The sequence below is a fragment of the Streptomyces sp. NPDC001663 genome (assembly GCF_042893105.1).
Lineage (GTDB): Bacteria > Actinomycetota > Actinomycetes > Streptomycetales > Streptomycetaceae > Streptomyces.
On sequence record NZ_JBIAUR010000009.1, the window covers coordinates 507,611 to 524,410 of the forward strand.

Below are 16,800 nucleotides of genomic sequence, written 5' to 3' on the forward strand. Positions count from 1 at the left end.
CCGTCAGGCGAGCGCTCCCAGCGGATCGTCCAGCACCGGCTGCCACGCCAACTCCGCCGCTCCGACAAGGCTGTTGTGGTCGAGGGTGCAGGCGAGGATGGGGACGCCGCCGCTCTGGCCCCACAGGCTGCGGTCGGCGACGACGGCGCGCAGGCGGTCGGGGTCGGCGTCGAGGAGGGTGCGGTGCAGGCCGCCGAGGATGATGCGGTCGGGGTTGAGGATGTTGACCAGGCCCGCGAGGCCGAGGCCGAGGCGGTCGATGAGGGCCTCGGTGGCCGTACGGATGGACGGATCGTCGTAGTGGTTGCGGATCAGGTCGATGGCCTGTTGGAGGAGGGAGACCTCGGGGCCGGGGTCGCGGCTGGCCGCCGTGAGCAGGGCCAGCGGGTCGGCCTCGACGTCGAGGCAGCCGCGGCTGCCGCAGTGGCAGGGACGGCCCTCGGGGTTGACGGTGAGGTGGCCGACCTCCAGGGCGAGGCCCGAACTCCCGGTGTGCAGGCGGCCGTCGAGGACCAGCGCGCCGCCCACGCCCCGGTGGCCGGTGGCCACGCACAGCAGGTCCCGGGAGCCGCGGCCCGCACCGTGCCGGTGCTCGGCGAGGGCGGCGAGGTTGACGTCGTTGCCCGTGAACGCCGGGCCGGTGAGGCCGGCCGCGCGTACACACTCCGCGAAGATACGGCGGACGGGTGCGCCCGCCGGCCATGCCAGGTGCAGGGGGTTGAGGGCCAGGCCGTCGGGCTCGGCGACCGCGGACGGTACGGCGAGGCCGGCGCCGACGCAGCGCCGCCCCGTCGAACGCAGCAGCTCGGCGCCCGCCTCGACGACCGAGCCGAGGACCTTCGCCGGGTCGGCGTCGACGGTCTCGCAGCCGGGTGCGGTGGCGACGATGCGGCCGCCCAGGCCGACCAGCGCGGCCCGGAACCCGTCGGCGTGCACCTGCGCGGCAAGCACGACCGGGCCGTCCTCGGCGACCGCGAGCCGGTGCGAGGGCCTGCCCTGCGAGCCGGCCGCCGCGCCGGGCCGGGCGTCGACCCGGATCAGCCCGAGGGCCTCCAGTTCGGCGGCGACCGCGCCGGCCGTCGCCCGCGTCACCCCGAGCTCGGCGGTGAGCACGGCGCGGGTCGGCGCACGTCCGGTGTGCACGAGCTCCAACGCGGGCCCGAGCGCACCGCGCCCCCGGTCCAACCGCGCCCTCGAGGTGGTCCCTTCCCCCGCCGGCCGGGGGTCCGCGTTGCCGCTCATGAGGGCGAGTCTCCCATGATCCGCAGTTGTGTCGGCCTACAGGCCACTGACCCGAAGCGTGATGTTCAGACGTCCGGACAGCCCCAACTCCGGCGGCCCGGTGCCCGCGTACACCCGGGGCACCCCGTGATACGCGAGCCGCGACGGCCCGCCGAACACGAAGAGGTCCCCGCTGCGCAGCTCGACGTCCGTGTACGGCTTGGCCCGGGTCTCGGTGTTCCCGAAGCGGAAGACGCACGTGTCGCCGAGGCTCAGCGACACCACTGGTGCGTCCGCCTTCTCGTCGCTGTCGCGGTGCATGCCCATGCGGGCGTCGGCGTCGTAGAAATTGATCAGTGCTATGTCATACGGCACCTTGCTCGGTGCCATGTCACACGCCACTGGCCCCGTCCCCAGGGCATCCACGACCGCTCGCCGCCCCAGCTCGTCCAGCCACGTGGGAAACGGTTTCACGGGAGCGCCGTCACCGTCCACGACCGTTCGCGCATAGGCGTACGGGTGCCAGTGCCAGCCCAGGCAGACCTGGCGGGAGGTCATCGTGCCGCCACCGGGTGTGCGGACGGTGCGCAGGCCGGCCGGGGGTCGGGCCCATTCCCGGCACGCCTCCAGCAGCTCCCGCTGCCGTCCCGCGTCCAGCCAGTCCGGCACGTGCACCGCGCCCGGTGCGACCTCCGTGCGAGCCCTGGGGAACAGCTCGGCATCCATGCTCCCCATCCTGCCCGACGGGGCCGCCCGACCGGGGCTGAGCTGGGGCTCGGCTAGCCTTGACGCACGATGAACGACCGTATGACGACGCCGTGGGGCGAGCTCGAGCTGGCCCGTTTTCCCGAGGATCCGCGCGACAGGCTGCGTGCCTGGGACGCCTCCGACGAGTATCTGCTCAGGCATCTCGCCGGTGAGAAGGTCCCGCTGTCCGGCACGGTCGTGGTCCTCGGGGACCGCTGGGGTGCCCTGGTCACCGCGCTCGCGGAGCACCGGCCCGTGCAGATCACCGACTCCTTCCTCACGCAGGAGGCGACCCGGGCGAACCTGGCCCGGGCGGGCGTCGAGACCGGTGCCGTAGGGCTGCTGACCAGCCAGGATGCGCCGCCGGAGCGTATCGACGTTCTACTGGTCAGGGTGCCGAAGAGTCTCGCGCTGCTGGAAGACCAGTTGTCGCGGCTGGCGCCCTCGGTGCACGAGGGGACGGTCGTCGTCGGGACGGGGATGGTCAAGGAGATTCACACCTCCACGCTGCAGTTGTTCGAGCGCATCCTCGGGCCGACCCGCACCTCGCTCGCCGAGAAGAAGGCCCGGCTGATCTTCTGCACGCCGGATCCGGCGCTGGAGCGGCCCGCCAACCCGTGGCCGTACAGCTACGCGCTGCCCGAGGGGGTCGGTGCGGTGTCGGGGCGGACCGTCGTCAACCACGCGGGGGTGTTCTGCGCCGACCGGCTCGACATCGGCACCCGGTTCTTCCTGCAGCATCTGCCGAGCGGGCCCGGGGCCCGGAGGGTCGTGGATCTCGGGTGTGGCAACGGAGTTGTCGGTACGGCGGTGGCGGTCGCCGATCCGGCGGCCGAGGTGCTGTTCGTGGACGAGTCGTTCCAGGCCGTGGCCTCGGCGGAGGCGACGTACAAGGCGAACGGGGTGCCGGGGCACGCCGAGTTCCGGGTCGGGGACGGGCTGGCGGGGCTGCCGGCCGACAGTGTGGACCTGGTGCTCAACAATCCGCCGTTCCACTCGCACCAGGCGACGACCGACACCGCGGCGTGGCGGATGTTCACCGGGGCGCGGCGCGTGCTGCGGCCCGGCGGCGAGCTGTGGGTGATCGGAAACCGGCACCTGGGCTACCACGTGAGGCTGCGCAAGGTGTTCGGCAACAGTCAACTGGTGGCCAGCGACCCGAAGTTCGTGGTTTTGAAGGCCGTCAAGAGATAGTCACGACCGGGCGAGCGTCCGGATGATCCCGGTCACCGCCCGCACCATCGCCTCCCTGCCCACACTCAGGTACTTGCGCGAGTCGACCGCCTCGGGGTGGGTGGCGAGGAACTCGCGGATCGCGCCCGTCATCGCCATGTTGAGGGCGGTGCCGACGTTCACCTTGGCGATGCCGCCCGCGACCGCCGCGGCCAGTTCGTCGTCCGGGACGCCGGAGGAGCCATGCAGGACGAGCGGCACGTCCAGGGCTGCGGACAGCCGTTTGAGCAGGTCGTGATCGAGGGTGGCGGTGCGGGTCGTCATGGCGTGCACGCTGCCGATGGCGACGGCGAGGGCGTCCACGCCGGAGTCGGCGACGAAGGCACGCGCCTCGGCGGGATCGGTGCGCGCGCCGGGCGCATGGGCGTCCAGCGGCGGCTCGCCCGCCTTGCCCCCGACCTGCCCCAACTCGGCCTCGATCCACAGCCCTTGGGCGTGCGCCCAGTCGACGGCGGCCCGGGTCGCGGCGAGGTTCTGCTCGTAGGGCAGGCGGGCCGCGTCGTACATCACGGAGCTGAATCCGGCGTCCGCCGCCTGCCGCAGCAGGTCGTCGCTCTGGATGTGGTCGAGGTGCAACGCCACGGGTACGGCGGCGCGTTCGGCGGCGGTGACGGCGGCGCGGGCGAGCGGGAGGAGGCGGCCGTAGCGGAACTTGACGGCGTTCTCGCTGACTTGGAGGACGACGGGTGCGTCGGCCGACTCGGCGCCGGCGATGACGGCCTCGACGTGTTCGAGGGTGATGATGTTGAAGGCGGCGACGGCGGAGTGCTCGGCGGCGGCGCGGGTGACGAGTTCGCCGGTGGTGACGAGGGGCACGGCTTCTCCCTTCGAAGGGGCGCGTCGGAGATCTTCGACGGATGTGTCGGAGGACTTCGGCGGACGCGTCAGGGCGTGAGGATCACCGAGCGGGTGAGGTGGCGGGGGCGGTCCGGGTCGAGGTCGCGGGCCGCGGCGACGGCGACCGCGAGGCGCTGGGCGCGGACCAGTTCGGCGAGCGGGTCGAGGTCGCCGGCGATCCACAACCCGCCGGTGGCGCGCACCTGTTCGGCCAGGCCGTCGGGGGCGTCGCCGAGCATCCAGGTCGCCGTGCCGCGGGTGGTGATGCTGATGGGGCCGTGCCGGTACTCCATCGCCGGGTAGGCCTCGGTCCAGGCGAGCGAGGCCTCGCGCATCTTCAGCCCGGCCTCGTTGGCCAGGCCGACCGTCCAGCCACGGCCGAGGAAGGTGAACTGCGTGCAGGCGACGAGGCCTTCGGGCAGCGGGGTCGAGAGCGCGGCGCGGGCGTCGGCCACGACGGCGTCCGTGTGCAGGCCCAGGTGCGCCCGGAGCAGGGTCAGCGCGGTGGTCGCGAACCGCGTCTGCACGACGGACCGTTCGTCCGCGAAGTCCAGTACGACGACGTCATCGGCCGCCTGCATCACGGGGGTGTGCGGGTCGGCGGTGATCGCGGTCGTGCGCGTGCGCCCCTTCAACTCGCCGAGGAGTTCGAGGACTTCGGTGGTGGTGCCGGAGCGGGTGAGGGCGAGGACCCGGTCGTAGGAGCGGCCGTGCGGGAATTCGGAGGCGGCGTAGGCGTCCGTCTCGCCGAGGCCGGCGCCCTCGCGCAGCGCCGCCACCGCCTGTGCCATGAAGTACGAGGTGCCGCAGCCGACGATCGCGACCCGCTCCCCCGGCGCCGGGAGCGTCCCGCGGTGCCGCTCCGCCTCGGCGGCGGCGCGTGTCCAGCACTCGGGCTGGCTGGTCAGCTCGTCCTCGACGTGGGTCATGACGTACCCCTCTCCCGCTTGCATGTTCTTGCAAGATATAGCCAACTTTCGAGCACAATCAAGCATGCCGCTGGATGTGGGGTGCGCTAGGGTCGCCGGGAGATCGAGGAACGGAGGCGGGGCATGTCGCGGGACGCCCGCTGGAAGGCGCTGTTGGAGCTGCTCGTCGAGCGCGGCCGGCTGGACGTCGAGGAGGCGGCCGTCGAGCTGGAGGTGTCGGCCGCGACGATCCGGCGCGACTTCGACCAGCTCGCCGAGCAGCAGATGCTGGTGCGCACCCGGGGCGGCGCGGTCGTGCACGGGGTGTCGTACGAGCTGCCGCTGCGCTACAAGACGGCCCGGCACGCCTCCGAGAAGCAGCGGATCGCGAAGGCGGTGGCGGATCTGATCGCGCCCGGCGAGGCGGTCGGTCTGACGGGCGGCACGACCACCACCGAGGTGGCCCGCGCCCTCGCCGTACGCAGCGATCTCACCTCCGGCACGCCCGCGCTCACCGTCGTCACCAACGCGCTCAACATCGCCAACGAGCTTGCCGTGCGCCCCCAGTTCAAGATCGTGGTGACCGGCGGGGTCGCCCGCCCGCAGTCGTACGAGCTCATCGGGCCGCTCGCGGACGGTGTGCTCGGTCAGATCACGATCGATGTGGCGGTGCTCGGCGTGGTCGCCTTCGACGTCACGCACGGCGCCGCCGCGCACGACGAGGCGGAGGCCGCGATCAACCGGCTGCTGTGCGAGCGTGCCGAGCGGGTGATCGTCGCCGCCGACTCCAGCAAGCTGGGGCAGCGGGCGTTCGCCCGGATCTGCGCGGCCGAGGTCGTGGACACCCTGGTCACGGACACGGCGGCGAGCGCGGAGGCGGTGCGTCGCTTCGAGGAGGCGGGCATCACGGTGGTCGCGGTCTGATCCGGGACGGCACCCTCCGACCACTGCGATCCTCGCGCTCGCAGGCCCCATCCGGCCTAGGCTGGGGTGCGGGATGCGTATCGGGGCAGGGAGGCTGCGATGGGCTCAGTGGCGAGCGACGAGGACGTCCCGGGGGCGGGGCCTCGTTATCTGCCGATCGCCGAGCACGGGCTGATCGGTGATCTGCGCAGCGTGGCCCTGGTCGGGACCGACGGCACCATCGACTGGTACTGCTGCCCGGCCTTCGACGCGCCGAGTGTCTTCGCGGCGATCCTGGACGCGGAGCGCGGCGGGGCCTTCGAGCTGGCGGCGTCCGTGCCGGCGAAGACGAAGCAGTTCTACTTCCCCGACACCAACGTACTGATCACCCGCTTCTTCACCGAGGACGGCGTCGGTGAGGTGCAGGACTTCATGCCGGTCAACGGCGGCGCGGTGGAGGCCGAACGGCACCGGCTGATCCGGCGGGTGGTGTGCGTGCGCGGCTCGATCCCGTTCCGTACGCGGGTCGCCCCGCGGTTCGACTACGGCGCTCGCCCGCACACCGTGCGTCTGGCCGGTGAGGTGGCGGTCTTCGAGTCCGACGGGCTGTCGCTGGCACTGACGGCGACGGTGCCGCTGGAGGCCCAAGGGCTGGACGCGCGGGCCGAGTTCAAGCTGTCCGAGGGCGAGTCGGCGGTGTTCGCGCTGGACCAGGTCGGCGGCGACGTGGAGCCGCGCCGTTGCGCGCGGGTCGAGGCGGAGGAGCAGTTCGCCACCACGGTGGCGTACTGGCGGCGCTGGCTGTCCGCCTCCAAGTACCGAGGCCGCTGGCGGGAGATGGTGCACCGCTCCGCCCTCACCCTGAAGCTGCTCACCTACGCGCCCACCGGAGCGATCGTGGCCGCGCCGACCACGAGCCTGCCCGAGCAACTGGGCGGCGAGCGCAACTGGGACTACCGGTACGTGTGGGTGCGCGACGCCGCCTTCTGCGTGTACGCGCTGCTGCGGCTCGGCTTCACCGAAGAGGCCGAGGCGTTCATGAAATTCGTGACCCGGCACGTCAGTCCGGGCGACGGCAAACCCTCCGGTCCCCTGCAGATCATGTACGGCATCGACGGCCGCACCGACCTCACCGAGGCCGAACTCGACCACCTGGAAGGACATCAGGGCTCCGCGCCGGTGCGGGTCGGCAACGCCGCCGCCGAACAGCTCCAACTCGACATCTACGGCGCGCTGATCGACTCGATCTACCTCTACGACAAGTGGGCCAAGCCCATCTCCAGCGACCAGTGGGACGACGTGTGCGCGCTGGTGGAGTGGGTCTGCGAGAACTGGGACCAGCCCGACGAGGGCATCTGGGAGACCCGCGGCGGCCGCAAGAACTTCCTCTACTCCCGCCTGATGTGCTGGGTGGCGATCGAACGGGCCATCCGCATGGCCACGCGGCGCGGTCTGCCCGGCGACCTGCTGCACTGGCGCGAGTGCCGCGACACGATCTACCGGCGGATCATGAAGCGGGGCTGGTCGGAGACCCGTCAGGCGTTCGTCCAGCACGAGGACGGCGACGTGCTGGACGCGGCCGTCCTGATGATGCCGCTGACGAAGTTCATCGCGCCCACCGACCCCAAGTGGCTGTCCACGCTGGACGCGCTCACCCACGACCTGGTGTCCGACTCCCTCGTCTACCGCTACGACCCGATGGCCAGCCCCGACGGGCTGCGCGGCGACGAAGGCACCTTCTCCATCTGCTCGTTCTGGTACGTCGAGGCCATGGTCCACGCCGGCCGCATCGACGAGGCCCGCCTCGCCTTCGAGAAGATGCTCACCTACGCCAACCATCTCGGCCTGTACGCCGAGGAGATCAGCCACACCGGCGAGCAACAGGGCAATTTCCCCCAGGCGTTCACCCATCTCGCGCTCATCAGCGCGGCCTTCAACCTGGACAAGGCCCTCGGCTGACAACTGGGTCCACCGACACGGGTGTCGGTAGATCCACCCCGCATCCGCCGCCCAGGCCCAGGGACGAGGGGCCCCGCGGCCGGAAGGATTCATGACGTCGGCAAACGGACCGACTCGGAATCCATCTCACGGACTCGGGGGAACACCCATGAACGAAACCTTCGCCCGGCGCCTGACGGGCGTCGCCGGCATCGCTGCCGCGGCCGCGCTCATCGTCGAAGTGCCCCTGTACTTCGTCTACTCGGGCCCGCCGCCGGACGCGAACGTGCTCACGAGGCTGCTTCTCGGAATCGTCGCCCTCGCCTGCCTGGTCGTGTTCGTGACGGCCTTCCGCGAACTGGTCAAGCGCACGCGTCCGGACTACGAGTGGGCGGGTTCGCTTGCCTTCGCCACAGGGCTGGTCTACGCGACCATCACCCTGGTCTCCATGGGGCTGGAGGCAGGCGCGGTGATCGCCACCGACCATCCGATCGATCCGACCATCACAGTCAACGGCACATACATCCTCTACGGGTCGATCTCCCGGCTGATGCTGGCGCTGTTCCTGACCGCGGTCGGCTACATCGTCTCGCGCACCGACGTGCTGCCACGCTGGATCAGCCGCTCGGCCTACGTCCTCGCCGCGATCAACCTGGCCTTCGTGCCGTCCCTGTTCTTCGGCAACACGCCCGCGCACTTCTACGCGGCGAACGGCTGGGGCACGACCGCCTCGATGGGGGCGATCCTCAGCTACTGGCTGCTGGCCGTGGGAATCTCCACCTATCGCAGCTCGACGCGCGTGCGCCACTCGGTCGCCGCGTAGCCTCAGCAGCAGATCATCCAGTGGGCGGGACAGCGACCAGCTGTCCCGCCCGACCGCACGTGACCTCATCACTGGAGCCCTGATGACGAGCCTCGACGGCATACCCGGCCCCTCCGCGGACGAACTCGACACGCCGTCCGCGCTGACGCTCTCCCGGGTGCGGCTGGGTGCGGGTGGGCCGCTGGGCAGTGTGCGCATCGCCGAGGGCAAGGTCGTCGCCGTCGCCGCGGAGGTTGAGCTCGAGGGCCCGGTGCTCGACCTGGACGGTCGCACCGTACTGCCGGGTCTGTGGGACGCGCATGTGCACGCCGCGCAGTGGGCCGGCAACCGTCACCGGGTGGATCTGGCCGGCATGGACTCCGCGCGGGAGGTCGCCGAGGCAGTACGGCTGCACTCGGTGGGCCTGCCCGCGGGCGAGGTGCTCATGGGGCAGGGGTTCCGTGACGGACTGTGGCCCGACGTTCCGCACAAGGCGCTGCTCGACCGGGTGTGCCCGGACCGGCCGGTCGCGCTGATCAGCGCCGATCTGCACGCCGCGTGGCTGAACTCGGCGTGTCTGAAGCTGGTCGGCCGGGGCGACCACGCGACGGGCCTCCTGCGCGAGCACGAGGCCTTCGAGGCACTCCAGGCACTGCCCGAGGTTCCGGCCGAGGTCCTGGACCGGTGGGTGGCGGAGGCCTGCCGGGACGCGGCCGCGCGCGGAGTCACGGGCGTCATCGACTTCCACTTCTCGGACAACATCGCCGACTGGAGCCGCCGCGGGGCGAGTTCACCACTGGATGTGCGGGTGCAGGCGGCCCTCTATCCACGGCACCTGGACGCGGCGATCGAGCGCGGGCTCCGGACGGGTGACGTCCTGCCCGGAACCGGCGGCCTGCTGCAGGTCGGCCCGCTCAAGCTTTTCACGGACGGCTCCCTCAACACACGGACCGCGCTGTGCTGCGACCCGTATCCCGGCCTGGAGGGCACGCAGGAGGCGTACGGCATCGAGGAGACGCCGTACGAGGAGCTCGTACGGCTGATGCGGCGCGCCGTCGTGCACGGCATCGAACCCGCGGTGCACGCCATCGGCGACCGGGCCAACACGCTTGCCCTCGACGCGTTCGCGGCCGTCGGCCGCCCGGGCCGCATCGAGCACGCGCAGTTGCTGACGGCCGCCGACATCGGGCGATTCGCGGAGTTGGAGGTCACGGCGAGTGTGCAGCCCGCGCACGCCACCGACGACCGCGATGTGGCAGACCGGCACTGGGCCGGGCGCACCGGGCGCGCCTTCGCCTACGCCGAGCTGCTGGCGGCCGGTGCCCGGCTGGAGTTCGGTTCGGATGCCCCGGTCTCGCCGCTCGACCCGTGGCTGGGCATCGCCGCCGCCGTGCACCGGACGGGCGACGAGCGGCCGGCCTGGCATCCCGAACAGCGCGTCCCGGTACGCGCGGCGCTCGCGGCGTCGGCACGGGGGCGTGCGGAGATCCGGGTCGGTGACGCGGCCGACCTGGTGGTGGTGGACTTCGATCCGCTGGAGGCCGACGCGCCCACGCTGCGGGAGATGGCGGTGCACGCCACGATGCTGGGCGGGCGGTGGACGCACGGTCCCTATTGACGGCGAACGGCGCTCCCGGTCAACCAAGGTGACAACGGACGTACAGCGCGCTCGCCCGGACCCGACTGGACCGCAGGTTGCGGGAGTTGGGCCGCGACCAAGTGGTCATCCTCCGGCTGTACGCACGGGCCGGGGTGCTGATGACGGCCGGTGACGCGTGGGTGTGAGTCGCCGTCCTTGTCATCGACTTCCACTTCTCGGACAACGTCGCCGACTGGAGCCGCCGCGGGGCGAGTTCACCACTGGATGTGCGGGTGCAGGCGGCCCTCTATCCACGGCACCTGGACGCGGCGATCGAGCGCCGACCCACCTGAACTGCACGCCCCGGTGAGCATCACCGCGGCCGCAAGACACAGTGACGTCTTGAGAGGAACTGCAGTTCGCAGTATGGCGCGCCTCATCATGCCCCGTTTCTTCATGTCCTGTACGCGACACTCCTACAGGTCGGCGCGATCTTGGCACAAGAGGCCTCACCCCCTACGGCAGACTTGCCCGCCCGAGGAGTCGCGCTACCGGGTCGAGTCGGAGAGCGTCGATGAGGGGATCCGGCGGGTGAACCGCGTTCGCCCGGGCCGTCTGAGTAGTCAGACGGACGCCATCCGCCGGGACCTAGTTGGTGCCCGGTCCGTGACGGGCCCAGGACTCTGCCGCAGATCAACGACGACGGCGGGCGTTGAGACGGGCGGCCTGGCGGGTCAAGTGGTCGCGTTCGGCGAGGTTGGGTGCCTTTTGGGCCGCCTCGGCGTACAGCTGTGCCGCTGTCGCCAGGTCGCCGTCGCGTTCGTGGAGGTAGGCCGCCACCGCGGTGTGGCGGGGCAGTGAGTCGTCCAGCTTCGCGAGTTCCGCCAGGCCGGCGCGTGGTCCGTCGGCCTCGCCGACCGCGACCGCGCGGTTGAGCCGGACGACCGGGCTGTCGGTCAGTCGCGCGAGCTCGTCGTACCACTCGACGATCTGCACCCAGTCGGTCTCCTCGACGGTGGGTGCGTCGGCGTGGAGGGCCGCGATGGCGGCCTGGGCCTGGAACTCGCCCAGCCGGTCACGGGCGAGGGCCGACTGCAGGATCTCGACGCCCTCGGCGATCGACACGGTGTCCCACCGCCCGCGGTCCTGCTCGGCGAGCGGCACCAGGCTCCCGTCGGGCGCGGTCCGGGCGGCGCGCCGGGCGTGGTGGAGCAGCATGAGGGCGAGCAGTCCCGACACCTCGGGGTGATCGATCACGGCAGCGAGCTGCCGGGTGAGGCGGATCGCCTCGGCGGCGAGGTCGACGTCGCCGGAGTAGCCCTCGTTGAAGACCAGGTAGAGGACGCGCAGCACGGTGGCGACGTCGCCGGGCTGGTCGAGCCGCACGTCGGAGACGGTGCGCTTGGCCCGGCTGATCCGCTGTGCCATGGTCGCCTCGGGCACCAGATAGGCCTGGGCGATCTGCCGGGTGGTGAGCCCGCCGACGGCGCGCAGCGTGAGCGCGACCGCGGACGACGGGGTCAGCGACGGATGGGCGCAGAGGAAGTAGAGCTGAAGCGTGTCGTCCACGGCGGGCGCGGGGCCGGGCCCCGGCTCCTCCTCCACGCGGTCCTCACGCCGGCGGCGAGCGGCGTCCGACCTGGTCGCGTCGAGGAACTTGCGCCAGGCCACGGTGACCAGCCAGCCCTTCGCATCCCGCGGAGGGTCGGCCGGCCAGACGCGCAGTGCCTCGATGAGCGCGTCCTGCACGGCGTCCTCGGCCGCCGCGAAGTCGGCTCCGCGGCGGACGAGGACGGCGAGCACGTTCGGTGTGAGGCTCCTGAGCAGGGCCTCATCCATGGACGAGGCACTCCGTGATGGTGGGTGCCGCGTGCAGGAACGGGCGCAGTTCCAGCCACTCGTGGATCGGCTTTCCGCCCGCCCCGGGGGCGGCCGACAGCTCACCGGCCAGCTCGACGGCGCGCTCGTAGCTGTCGACGTCGATGATCATCCAGCCGGCGATGACGTCCTTGGTCTCGGCGAACGGGCCGTCGGTGACCGGCGGGCGCCCCTCACCGTCGTAGCGGACCCACTTCCCCTCGGGCGCGAGTGCCTGGCTGTCGACGAACTCGCCGGTCTTCTCGAGCCGGGCGGCGAAGTCGTTCATGTACTGGATGTGCGCCGAGATCTCCTCCGGCGTCCACTGGTCCATGGGCACGTCGTTGACGGCAGCCGGAGCGCCGCGGTAGTGCTTCAGCAGCAGGTACTTGGCCATCGGGCTTCTCCTCGGTGGTGGTGCGACCCATTGTGGTCGCGTTCACCTCGGGGACGGAGCCGGGCACGGGTTCTCGACATCGCCGTCGGATTTTTTTGGGCTCTTGCAATCCAGCCTGATCAGCAGGTGTCGGGCAACTGGCTCAGTCATCCGACTCAAGCCGGGCCGAGGCGCGAGGATCACCATGGTCAGGTACGGCGATCGGCATGGTCGCGTGTGCGCCCCATCGGCATGCGCCCGGCGAAGGGACCTCTCATGAACACCACGGCCACCATGCACGCAGTCCGCGGCCACCGGCGCGGCGGGCCGGAACAGCTCGTCTACGAGGTGGCGCCCCGGCCGGTGCCCGGGCCGGACGAGGTGCTCGTCGCCGTGCGGTCGGCCTCGATCACTTCGGGGGAACTGACCTGGGACGCGACCTGGACGGACAGTCTCGACGGCACCGGCAGCTCCCGCGTGCCGATCGTCCCCGCCAAGGAGGTCTCGGGGCAGGTCGCCGAACTGGGCGCGCAGGTCTCGGAGTTGTCGGTCGGTGACGAGGTGTTCGGGCTGATCCCCTTCACGCGGGACGGTGCGGCGGCCGAGTTCACCGCCGTCCCGGCACAGGTGCTCGCCGTCAAACCCCCGGCGCTGTCCCACGACGGCGCGGCCGCGTTGACGCTGGCCGGGCTGACGGCCTGGCAGGGCCTTGTTCGCCACGGCGGCCTCACCGCGGGCGGGCGGGTTCTGGTGCACGGCGGGGCGGGCGGGGTGGGTTCCTTCGTGGTGCAGATCGCCGCGGCCCTGGAAGCCTCGGTCACCGCCACGGCTTCGGCCGAAGACGCGGAATTCGTGCGTGAGCTGGGCGCGGAGCACGTCGTCGACTACGCGAGCGAGCGGTTCGAGGACCAGGTCAAGGATGTCGACCTGGTCTTCGACACGGTCGGCGGAGACAGCCAGACCCGCTCCTGGCGGGTGCTGCGGCCCGGGGGTGTGCTCGTCAGCATCGTCGCCCCGCCCGACACCAGCCGGGCGGGCGAGGCGCGTGGCGTGTTCTTCGTGGTCGAACCGGACCGAGCCGGGCTCACCGAGCTGGCCCGGCTGTTCGAGTCCGGCAGGCTGACGCCGCGCATCGACCGGGTGGTGCCGCTGTCGGACGCTGCGGCGGCCTATGCGGCCCTGGAGCGGGAGCACCGCCGGGGGAAGGTCGTGCTCAGGGTGTCGTAGGTGTGGCCTCGGTAGATCGGTGACCGCCGTCGAGTGCCGGTGCTGCTTGAGCGTGACCTTGCAGCGCGCCTCGGCGGCGTCGACGAGGGGCCGTAGAAGCTGGTGCAGCCCCGCGGCACACAGCAGCAACGACTTGCCGATGCCCGCCTCACCCGCGATGACCAGCGCGCCGCCGCCCTCGGGGAGCCGTTCGATCAGCTCGGCGAGAGTTCGGAGTTGCGCGTCTCAGGTCGTGAACTTTCCGCACATCCTGTGGCACCCGGTTCGTGCGGTACGTGTGCCGCACGGCGAGGGAGTGCCGGCTGGTGCGTGCATCGGCGGAAAACAGGTGGGCGCATCGACCGAACAGTCGCATGACCCAAGCCCACTCCTCGGCCTTCCCGTACGGTCGGCTCGGTGGGCGGCGAGCGCCCAGGATCCCTCGCGGACACGTCAAGGAGCAGGTCATGGACCATGAACTCGACGGTCAGGTCGCCGTCGTCACCGGAGCAAGCCGCGGCATCGGCCTCGCCGTCGTACAGGCGCTGGCGGGTGAGGGGGCTCGGGTGGTCGCGGGTGCCCGTCACTCGTCGGGCGAGCTGGACGAGTTGGCCAAGAGCGGTGCCGTCGAGGTCGTCGAGGTCGACCTCGCCACGGAGTCGGGTCCGGCCCGCCTGGTCGAGCGGGCGGGCGATCGCGTCGACATCCTGGTCAACAACGTCGGTGCCGCCCCTGTCCGGCCCGAAGGGTTTCTGAGCATCACCGACGAGGACTGGCTGACCTCGCTCACCCTCAACCTGCTGGCGGCGATCCGGACGACCCGCGCGGCGCTGCCCGTCATGCTCGCGCAGGGCCGCGGCAGCATCGTGAACATCGCCTCGGTGAACGCCGCGCTGCCCGATCCCCTGGTGCTCGACTACAGCGCGGCCAAGGCAGCGCTCCTCGCCTTCTCCAAGGGCCTGTCGAAGGAGGTGGGCGCCCGCGGGATCCGCGTCAACACGGTCAGCCCCGGTCCGGTCGCCACCGATCTGTGGCTGGCCGACGACGGCGTGGCGGCCACGGTGAGCCGGGCGACCGGCGCCGATCCTTCGACGGTGAAGGCGGGCGCCGCGAAGGCGATGGTCACCGGCCGGTTCTCGCAGCCCGCCGAGGTCGCGGAGGCCGTCCTGTTCCTCGCCGGTGCCCGTGCCGCGAACACGGTCGGTACCGACGTGCGGGTCGACGGCGGATTCATTCCGACCTGGTAGCCGGCGGATGCCGCGTGAGCGCACCCTGGAGATATTCGGCCAGAAACCGCAACCTTTCAGCCATCTCCCATGTCTCATCCAATATCAGCACCAAACACGCTTCGGGGGACGTGATGAGACGAAGCAGAACACTATGGGCAGCGCTCACGGTCATGGCAACCGCACTGGGAGTGACCGCACTCCCGGCCGACGCCGCGCCGGTAGCAGCAACGCAAACCACCGCCTGCCCCACCGGCTGGGGCAGCCTCACCAAGACCTACACAGCCAGTACGACGACGCCGGTGACGAATGTCAGGACCGGCCGACACGCCTGCTACGACCGGATGGTCGTCGACATCCCCGGCGCGGGCAAGAGCCACCTCGGCTACTCCGTCAGGTACGTCAAACACCTCTACCAGGACGGATCCGGTCGCCTCATACCCGTCGGCGGCGGAGCCGTCCTCGAGGTGCGGGTGACGGCACCGAGCTACGACCCCGAGACCGGGGCACCGTCTTATCGCGCACGGGCCGGCCGCCCGCTGCCGGGCGTCGACCTCACCGGGTACCGCACCTTCCGGGACACCCGGTTCGCCGGCAGTTTCGAAGGCGACACCCAGCTCGGGCTCGGCGTCCGGGCCCGGCTGCCGTTCCGGGTCCTGCGGGTGGACGGCCACGTGGTCGTGGACGTGGCCCACAACTGGACCGGGGCGCGCTGAGACGCGCCGGGCTCAGAGATCGAGGGAGGCGAGCCAGTCGATCAGGAGCCGGTTGACCTCCTCGGGGCGTTCCTGCTGGATCCAGTGGCCGCAGCCGTCGAGGACGTGGGAGGAGGTCAGGCCGGGAAGCGTGGTGGGGTAGGCCTCGATGGCGTCGGCCAGCCAGACGGTTGAGGGGTCGAGGGCTCCACCGGCGAAGAATGACGGCCGGCGGATCGGGGCGCCATGGTGGTCGGCCAGGTCCGCCCAGTCCCGGTCCATGCTGCGGTACCGGTTGAGGGCACCTGTCATGCCGGTGCGCTCGAACTCCCCGGCGTAGACGTCGAGTTCGTGCTCGCCGAGCCAGGACGGCAGACGTCCCGCCGGGAATCGGTCACGCATCCTCCCGCCCCGGGCGACGAAGTGCGGGGTGGGAGCGCCGGGTCGGGGCATGGTCTCGGCCGACAGGGCAGCGTAGAAGCCCGCGAGCCAGCCGCGCACATCGGGTTCGATCTCCGCCTCGGCGCGGCCGGGTTGCTGGAAGTAGGAGACGTAGAACTCCTCCTCGCCACTCATCTGTGCGAAGACCTCGCTGGGCCGGGGGCCGCCGGGCGGGGTGTAGGGCACGCTCAGCAGCCCGACCGCGCGGAACACATCCGGCCTCAGCAAGGCGGAAGTTGCCGCGATGGTCGCGCCCCAGTCGTGCCCGACGATCACCGCCGAACGCTCGCCGAGTGCGTCCACCACGGCGAGGTTGTCCTCGACGAGTTCGAGCATGCGGTACGCGGCCACGTCCCCGGGTTTCGAGGAGCGGCCGTAGCCGCGGACGTCGACGGCCACGGCGCGGTGACCGGAGGCGGCCAGCGCGGGCAGTTGGTGGCGCCAGGAGTACCAGGACTCAGGGAAGCCGTGCAGGAGCAGCACGAGGGGCCCGCTGCCCTGCTCGACGAGGTGGGTGCGACCGGCCGGTGAGGGGACCAGGCGGTGGGTGGGGGTGGCGACAGGGGTCTGCGGCATGGGCCCTTCCCGGAGCGGGGGCATGGACGACGAGCATGCAGGGGTCGACCCGGTCCACGCGATGTCTGTTGCCGTTTCAGCAACACCCGGGTGAACTCGGGCTCCGGGCAGGGAAGTTGTCGCCCGCTCGGAGCCCGCTCAATTTGTACGGCAGCATTTCCTCAGTCGTCCCTACCTTGTTGATCGGGATGAGCGAGCCATTCGTAGGGTTGGTTCACCCAGGGGCGCTGGGTGTGGCTTTCAGTCGTCTGCCGT

At 71.3% G+C, this 16,800-nt stretch carries 15 protein-coding genes; 8 read left to right on the forward strand and 7 right to left on the reverse strand.

Annotated features, from left to right (window positions below; all coding sequences use genetic code 11):
- Positions 1-3 precede the first annotated feature (3 nt).
- Both ACFY1L_RS30100 and ACFY1L_RS30105 read right to left on the reverse strand, forming a co-directional pair.
- Positions 4-1,242, reverse strand: a complete 1,239-nt coding sequence (locus ACFY1L_RS30100) for an ROK family protein (protein ID WP_388831041.1) — start codon at positions 1,240-1,242, stop codon at positions 4-6.
- A 36-nt stretch (positions 1,243-1,278) separates the two neighbouring features.
- The gene (locus ACFY1L_RS30105) at positions 1,279-1,947 is read right to left on the reverse strand and encodes an alpha-ketoglutarate-dependent dioxygenase AlkB family protein (RefSeq protein WP_388831043.1); all 669 of its coding nucleotides are present in this window, start codon (positions 1,945-1,947) and stop codon (positions 1,279-1,281) included.
- A gap of 81 nt (positions 1,948-2,028) precedes the next feature.
- On the opposite strand from ACFY1L_RS30105, the gene ACFY1L_RS30110 reads away from it, so the two are divergent.
- Positions 2,029-3,162 (forward strand): methyltransferase, encoded by a 1,134-nt coding sequence (locus ACFY1L_RS30110; protein WP_388831045.1) that lies wholly within the window; start codon positions 2,029-2,031, stop codon positions 3,160-3,162.
- On the opposite strand, the gene ACFY1L_RS30115 is transcribed toward ACFY1L_RS30110, so the two are convergent.
- Positions 3,163-4,017, reverse strand: a complete 855-nt coding sequence (locus tag ACFY1L_RS30115) for a ketose-bisphosphate aldolase (RefSeq protein WP_388831047.1) — start codon at positions 4,015-4,017, stop codon at positions 3,163-3,165.
- Positions 4,018-4,085: 68 nt separating this feature from the next.
- A complete protein-coding gene (locus ACFY1L_RS30120) occupies positions 4,086-4,967 on the reverse strand; it encodes an SIS domain-containing protein (protein ID WP_388831049.1) in 882 nt (293 codons plus the stop codon).
- Positions 4,968-5,090: 123 nt separating this feature from the next.
- On the opposite strand from ACFY1L_RS30120, the gene ACFY1L_RS30125 reads away from it, so the two are divergent.
- The 4 genes from ACFY1L_RS30125 (at position 5,091) to ACFY1L_RS30140 (ending at position 10,207) form a co-directional block, all read left to right on the forward strand.
- Positions 5,091-5,870: a DeoR/GlpR family DNA-binding transcription regulator gene (locus ACFY1L_RS30125; protein WP_388831051.1), complete on the forward strand. Its 780-nt coding sequence runs from the start codon at positions 5,091-5,093 to the stop codon at positions 5,868-5,870.
- A 99-nt stretch (positions 5,871-5,969) separates the two neighbouring features.
- Positions 5,970-7,808: a glycoside hydrolase family 15 protein gene (locus tag ACFY1L_RS30130; protein WP_388831053.1), complete on the forward strand. Its 1,839-nt coding sequence runs from the start codon at positions 5,970-5,972 to the stop codon at positions 7,806-7,808.
- Between the two features lie 148 nt (positions 7,809-7,956).
- Positions 7,957-8,610 carry a hypothetical protein gene (locus ACFY1L_RS30135; protein WP_388831055.1) on the forward strand — a complete coding sequence of 218 codons (654 nt, stop codon included), beginning with the start codon at positions 7,957-7,959 and terminating at the stop codon, positions 8,608-8,610.
- An 82-nt stretch (positions 8,611-8,692) separates the two neighbouring features.
- Positions 8,693-10,207 carry an amidohydrolase gene (locus ACFY1L_RS30140; protein ID WP_388831057.1) on the forward strand — a complete coding sequence of 505 codons (1,515 nt, stop codon included), beginning with the start codon at positions 8,693-8,695 and terminating at the stop codon, positions 10,205-10,207.
- A gap of 654 nt (positions 10,208-10,861) precedes the next feature.
- Here ACFY1L_RS30140 and ACFY1L_RS30145 read toward each other — a convergent pair.
- Together ACFY1L_RS30145 and ACFY1L_RS30150 are read right to left on the reverse strand one after the other, a co-directional pair.
- Positions 10,862-12,007: an RNA polymerase sigma factor gene (locus ACFY1L_RS30145; RefSeq protein WP_388831059.1), complete on the reverse strand. Its 1,146-nt coding sequence runs from the start codon at positions 12,005-12,007 to the stop codon at positions 10,862-10,864.
- A complete protein-coding gene (locus ACFY1L_RS30150; RefSeq protein WP_388831061.1) occupies positions 12,000-12,422 on the reverse strand; it encodes a YciI family protein in 423 nt (140 codons plus the stop codon). Before ACFY1L_RS30150 ends, ACFY1L_RS30145 begins: the two co-directional genes overlap by 8 nt.
- Positions 12,423-12,677: 255 nt before the next feature.
- Between ACFY1L_RS30150 and ACFY1L_RS30155 the strand changes: the two genes are divergently transcribed.
- From ACFY1L_RS30155 to ACFY1L_RS30165, 3 genes are all read left to right on the forward strand, one after another.
- Positions 12,678-13,628 (forward strand): NADP-dependent oxidoreductase, encoded by a 951-nt coding sequence (locus ACFY1L_RS30155; RefSeq protein WP_388831063.1) that lies wholly within the window; start codon positions 12,678-12,680, stop codon positions 13,626-13,628.
- A 446-nt stretch (positions 13,629-14,074) separates the two neighbouring features.
- On the forward strand, positions 14,075-14,854 hold the full coding sequence (locus ACFY1L_RS30160; RefSeq protein WP_388831065.1) for an SDR family oxidoreductase: 780 nt from the start codon (positions 14,075-14,077) through the stop codon (positions 14,852-14,854).
- Positions 14,855-15,006: 152 nt separating this feature from the next.
- Positions 15,007-15,549: a hypothetical protein gene (locus ACFY1L_RS30165; protein WP_388831067.1), complete on the forward strand. Its 543-nt coding sequence runs from the start codon at positions 15,007-15,009 to the stop codon at positions 15,547-15,549.
- A 12-nt stretch (positions 15,550-15,561) separates the two neighbouring features.
- On the opposite strand, the gene ACFY1L_RS30170 is transcribed toward ACFY1L_RS30165, so the two are convergent.
- Positions 15,562-16,545 (reverse strand): alpha/beta fold hydrolase, encoded by a 984-nt coding sequence (locus ACFY1L_RS30170; protein ID WP_388831069.1) that lies wholly within the window; start codon positions 16,543-16,545, stop codon positions 15,562-15,564.
- Positions 16,546-16,800 lie beyond the last annotated feature (255 nt).